General features: G+C 42.4%; 1 protein-coding gene and 2 pseudogenes. All 3 read left to right on the top strand.

The window, feature by feature from the left end:
• The first annotated feature begins 332 nt into the window (after positions 1–332).
• Positions 333–1,118: an S-adenosylmethionine synthetase N-terminal domain-containing protein gene (locus tag A5295_RS05810; protein WP_064622140.1), complete on the top strand. Its 786-nt coding sequence runs from the start codon at positions 333–335 to the stop codon at positions 1,116–1,118.
• A gap of 14 nt (positions 1,119–1,132) precedes the next feature.
• Positions 1,133–1,912: pseudogene (locus A5295_RS05805) on the top strand (ParB N-terminal domain-containing protein); the annotation flags it as partial.
• Positions 1,912–2,793, top strand: a pseudogene (locus A5295_RS05800) (phage portal protein); the annotation flags it as partial. The pseudogenes A5295_RS05805 and A5295_RS05800, both read left to right, overlap by 1 nt.
• Positions 2,794–2,830: the final 37 nt, after the last annotated feature.

Raw genomic sequence — 2,830 nt, 5'->3', positions numbered from 1 at the left:
AAGAGACAGCTTGATTATATTTAATTCAGAGTTAATCAATAACTCTGATGTGATTTCAACTAATGAAATGAATATCGTTGCATAGGTTGAGAACATCAAATTTAAATCACAAAGCCTGATTAGCTATAGGGCGATGAGATACATCGTAGAGTCTCTACGGGTTTATTCCGTGGGGTGCTATGTGAAGTACCTCTATTTTCCTATGGTTATTTTCAGTTAAGAAAGCCGGTACTTCACCTAGAGTACCGGCTCTTTTTGTATGTTCTCTCCATCGCTCCGACCGCTACAGAACGCCTGCTTATTACACGTAAAAACATATAAGGAGAAAAATTATGATAGAAAAAGTAAACCCGTCACATGTTGACAAGATTGCGGATCGTATTGCTGGAGCAATTGTTGATCTGGCTTACAAGCTGGATGAGAATCCGAAGATTGCTGTTGAAGTGATGCTCGGGCATGGTAAGTGTGCCGTGTGTATTGAAAGCACGGTGATGTTTAAGTTTAAGGATATTAAAAATATTATCCATCGTTTAAGCCCTGGGAAAGTAAAGATTGATATTACGGTTGTGCCGCAGGATAAGCGTTTAAGCCGAAACCAGGATGGTATGGTTCGTTGCGCTGATAACGGGATTTTTAAAGGCGTACCACTAACAGACGAACAAAAGAAACTCTCGGCTATTGCTCGAAAGGTTTATGAAAAGTATCCGTATGACGGCAAGTATGTTCTTGATGGTGAAAAGCTTATCATCTGCCAGTCTCACGCTAAACGAGAAGACGTATTGAAAGACTATCCGAATGCGTTTGTTAATCCTTTAGGCGACTGGACTGGTGGTATCAGCGTGGATACGGGAGCGGTTAACCGAAAACTCGGGTCAGACATGGCTGATGCTGTTACGGGCGGCGGATTGCATGGTAAGGATCTTACGAAAGCTGACGTGTCGGTTAACATTTACGCGTTTTTGAAAGCACAGGAAACCGGTCGGGTTGTTGAGTTTTCTTGTGCTATCGGGGATGAAATGGTTGATGGTAAACCGTATTCGCAGATTGTGAAAATTGCGAAAGATTATATTGACTCGGTGGGTGGTTTTGAAAAGCTGGCTTGCTGGGGTCTTTTCTAACGGGAGGAAAGCTTATGGAAAAAGAAATGCAGTATTATTTGGCTGACGTAAGTGAGCTTATCCCGTATGTGAGAAACGCTCGCACTCACTCTCAGGCACAAGTGGCTCAGATAGCGGCAAGTATTCGCGAGTTTGGTTTTCTATCCCCAATTCTAGTGGCGGAAGATAATACGATTCTCGCAGGGCATGGCAGGCTTGCCGCGGCATTAAAACTGGGTCTTAAAAAAGTTCCGTGCGTGAAAGAAAACCATTTAACTGAAACACAAAAACGTGCTTATATTATCGCGGATAATAAGCTTTCACTTAACGCCGGCTGGGATAGTGAGCTTTTAGCTGTCGAGTTGTCAGAGCTTGAAGGAGCTGATTTTAACCTTGATCTTCTCGGGTTTGACGAGGTGGAGCTTTCCAGTATTTTTGATGCCGATAAAGACGTAAGCGATGATGATTTTGATGTTGAAAAAGAGCTGGAAGAACCGTGTTTTTCTAAAACAGGTGACATTTGGACGCTTGGTAAGCATCGTGTTATTTGCGGTGATGCTACTAAGTTAGAAACATTTAAGACGCTTCTTGAGGATACTAAAGTGAATCTGGTGGTTACTGATCCGCCTTATAACGTGAACTATGAGGGTGCTGCTGGGAAAATTAAAAACGATAATATGGAGAATGATAAGTTTTACCAGTTTCTTTTCAACTCGTTCGTGAACATGGAGCAGGCGATGGCAGATGATGCGTCTATCTACGTGTTTCATGCTGACACGGAGGGGTTGAATTTTAGAAAAGCATTCCAGGACGCGAGGTTTTAGGCTTATACCCTTTAATGCCTGATCGTATGAGAGTTGACCGGGATGAGAACGGTCAAATTTTTTACGAGTATACGTTAAATGATAGTGATGTTTTAGCGGGTAAAGAAACGAGTGTGAAACTTAAACCATTTGACGTGCTTCATATTCCCGGTCTTGGTTTTGACGGTCTTGTTGGCTATTCGCCTATTGCGATGGCAAAAAACGCTATCGGCATGGCAATAGCTACGGAAGAGTATGGTGCATCGTTTTTCGCTAACGGTGCTACACCAAGCGGAATCTTGGAATACCCCGGTACAGTAAAAGATCCGTCTGGTATGAGGGATAGTTGGAATAGGGGGTTCTCGGGTTCTAACTCGCATAAGATAGCGATTTTAGAGGAAGGCATGAAGTATACGCCTATTTCTATTTCGCCTAACGAAGCGCAGTTTCTTGAAACTCGTAAGTTTCAGATTAACGAAATCGCTCGTATTTTTAGAGTCCCACCACACATGGTTGGTGATTTAGAAAAATCAAGTTTTTCTAATATTGAGCAGCAGTCGCTGGAGTTTGTGAAATACACGCTGGATCCTTGGGTGGCGCGTTTTGAACAGTCTATTACGAGGCGGCTTTTTACTGATAAGGAGAAAGAAACTTATTATGTGAAGTTTAACGTGGATGGTCTTCTTCGAGGAGACTATCAGAGTCGTATGAATGGTTATGCTACCGCTCGTCAAAACGGTTGGATGAGCGCAAACGATATTAGACAGTTAGAAAACCTGGATAAGATTCCCGCCTGTGAGGGTGGTGACTTGTATTTGATTAACGGTAACATGCTCCCACTTAACCGTGCGGGAGCGTTCACTGTAATTGGTAGAAATAAGTTAGGTGATTAAGATGAATTTGTGTCTTGATAAAAACAATATAACATGT

The sequence above is a fragment of the Gardnerella sp. 26-12 genome, assembly GCF_001660745.1.
GTDB classification, from domain to species: Bacteria; Actinomycetota; Actinomycetes; order Actinomycetales; family Bifidobacteriaceae; genus Bifidobacterium; species Bifidobacterium swidsinskii.
Note: the sequence above shows the minus strand (reverse complement) of the source record. Positions and strands in the feature narration are given on the sequence as shown.

Excerpts from the sequence above, each read along its gene's own strand:
- A5295_RS05810 (WP_064622140.1), top strand. The coding sequence starts at position 333 with ATGATAGAAAAAGTAAACCCGTCACATGTTGACAAGATTGCGGATCGT.